General features: G+C 73.5%; 2 protein-coding genes. One reads left to right on the forward strand and one right to left on the reverse strand.

Going from position 1 to position 2,721, the window contains the following annotated elements; genetic code table 11:
• Positions 1-652: class I SAM-dependent methyltransferase (locus ABWK99_RS15515; RefSeq protein ID WP_372595589.1), on the forward strand; the 652-nt coding region annotated here is incomplete at its 5' end.
• A 74-nt stretch (positions 653-726) separates the two neighbouring features.
• Here ABWK99_RS15515 and ABWK99_RS15520 read toward each other — a convergent pair.
• The coding region (locus tag ABWK99_RS15520) for an EAL domain-containing protein (protein ID WP_372595590.1) at positions 727-2,721 on the reverse strand (1,995 nt) is incomplete at its 5' end.

Genomic DNA, 2,721 nt, shown 5'->3' on the forward strand with positions numbered 1-2,721 from the left:
CTTCACCGACGTGAGCGCACACCTCGCGCGGCAGAAGTCGCGGGTGCTGCACGCCTCGGGGCCGCGGGCCGACCGCACCGGCTCGGCCTGGCCGGCGGTCGCCCGGCACGACGACCTCGCCCTCACCGTCTGCGCGCACGGTCCGGCCTTCGCCGGGACCTCCATCGACCTCGGGACGCGAGTCCTGCTGGATGCCCAGGGATCGATGGCGCCCGGGGCGAAGACGGCTCTCGACCTCGGCTGCGGGACGGGTGTCGTCGCAGCGAGCCTCGCCCTGGCCCGGCCCGACCTGGGCGTGACCGCGACCGACGACTCATGGGCCGCCGTGGCCTCGGCGAGGGCGACGGCGCTCGCCAACGGGCTCGGGGACCGGATCGAGGTCGTCCAGGACGACGCCGCGCAGGGCCTGCCCGCCGCGAGCATCGACCTCGTCGTCCTCAACCCGCCGTTCCACGTGGGCGCTGCCGTGCACCGGGGGGTGGCGCTCACGCTCTTCGCCGGAGCGGCCCGGGTGCTGCGACCGGGCGGCGAGCTGTGGACCGTGTGGAACTCCCACCTCGCGTACCGACCGGACCTGGAACGCCTCGTCGGCCCGACCCGTCAGGTCTCGCGGAACCCACGGTTCACGCTCACGGTGTCGACGGCACGGTGACCTGAGCGTCGGCACGCGATCGCCCGCTGCGGGACGACGGCACCGGGCGGGACTCGTCGGCGATCAGGCCGCTCTCATCCCGGCCGACCTGCTCGGACGATGTGCGCCATGACGTAGCCCGGGCGTGACTCCGTCCCGAGCACGAGCGAGGCGTGGACGACGACGGGGACGGCGTGCCCGTCCGCGTGCAGGTAGCGCTTGGACACCTCGTGCCGCGTGGCGATCCCCGCGCCCAGCTCGGTGAGGTTCACCACGTCACGGTCGCGGTCGTCGGGATGCGTGAGCGTGTCGACGTGACAGCCGACCAGTTCCTCCGGCGCGTGGCCGAGCATCGCGGCGTATTCGTCGTTGACGTGCCAGATCCGCCCGTCGAGGCCGCTCAGCGCCATGCCGATCGGCGCGCTGTCGAACACGTGCCGGAAGCGTTCCTCGCTCGCGTCGAGCGCCACCCGTGCCCGCGTCGCCTCGGTCACGTCATGGCAGACGTTGATCACCTCGAGCAGGGTTCCCTCGTCGTCGTGCAGACCGCGGGAGTCGATCTCGATGAAGCGCTCGGTCCCGTCCCGGTGCAGGACCCGGTAGGTGACGACCCCTCCGCCCAGGGCGGGGAGCGACGCACCATCGGTCAGGGAGTCGGGGTGCACGTAGTCGACGGCGCTCGTGCCGACCATCTGCTGCGGGGTCCAGCCGAGCAGGAGCGTGCTCGTCGAGGAGGCGTACACGATCGTGGAGTCGGGAGCGGTGACCATCACCATCGCGTCGGCCGCGCCGAGCGGGATGGGCGGGGCGAGCTGCGGGTCGAACCCGGGCGGCGCCTCGCCGCCGGTCCCGATGGGCGCCAGGTGATGGTCCAGCGGCTCCGGGCGGCCGAAGAACCAGCCCTGCGCCGCGTCACAACCCATCGCCACGAGCTGACCGGCCTGGTCGGCGTCCTCGACCCCCTCGGCGCAGGTCTGGAGCCCGAAGGAGTGCGCGGCCTCGATGACCATCCGCACCAGGACGGCGTCCTGCGTGCTGCGCGCGACGTTCGCGACGAAGGACCTGTCGATCTTCACGACCGTGAGCGGGAGGCTCCGCAGGAGGGTGAGCGAGGAGTAGCCGGTGCCGAAGTCGTCCAGGGCGATCTCGACGCCGAGGTCGCGCAGGAGCCCGAGCTGCTCGGACGTCGTCGCGAGGTCGTCGATCGCAGCGGTCTCGGTCAGCTCGAGGCACAGCCGGTGCGCGGGGAGCCCGGCCTCGGCGAGGGCGTCCACCACGAGGTCGACGAACCCGGGCTCGGCCAGCTGGATCGGGCTGACGTTCACGGCGACGATCGGACCCACCGACGAGCGGACCGGGAGGTCCGCCGCCTGACGGCAGGCAGTACGCAGCACCCAGGCGCCGAGGTCGAGGATCAGCCCGGTCTGCTCGGCGAGCGGGATGAACTGGTCCGGCGGCACACGTCCGATGAGGGGGTCCTCCCACCGCGCGAGCGCCTCGTATCCGGCGACCCGGCCCGAGGGGAGCTCGACCTGCGGCTGGAGGTGGATCTCGAGAGAGCCGTGCTCGATGGCCGTGCGGAGGCGGCACTCCATGGCCCGGCGCGCCTGAAGGGCCCGGTGCGCGGGCGGCCCGGGGTCGAGGCCGGGGGAGAAGCGCTCGACGCGACCACGGCCGAGGTGCTTGGCCCGCTGCGCCGCGATGTCGGCGCGCCGGAGCACCTCGTCGAGCCAGTCCTCCGACGGGTCCGCCTCCACCAGCATGGCGACGCCGATGCTCGCCCCGACCGCGACCGTGCGCCGAGGGGCGCCTGCCGCGAGAGCGGCGCCCGCCAGACGCACGGGTCGGGACAGGGAGTGCAGGATCGCCTGCGCGCGGTCGCTCGCCTCCGCCTCGCTGCCCGCATCGCGCAGCAGCACCCCGAACTCGTCGCCCCCGAGCCGAACGACCGTCGCGGACGGGCCGGCGCCCTGACGCAGGCGACGCGCGACCTCGACCAGGACGAGGTCCGCCGTCCTGCGACCGATCCTGCGGTTGACCTCGCGGAACTGGTCGAGGGCGATGTGCAGCACCGCCGCGTCGAAGGCCTC

It is taken from the genome of Actinotalea sp. (assembly GCF_041597215.1).
In the GTDB taxonomy this organism is placed as follows: domain Bacteria; phylum Actinomycetota; class Actinomycetes; order Actinomycetales; family Cellulomonadaceae; genus Actinotalea.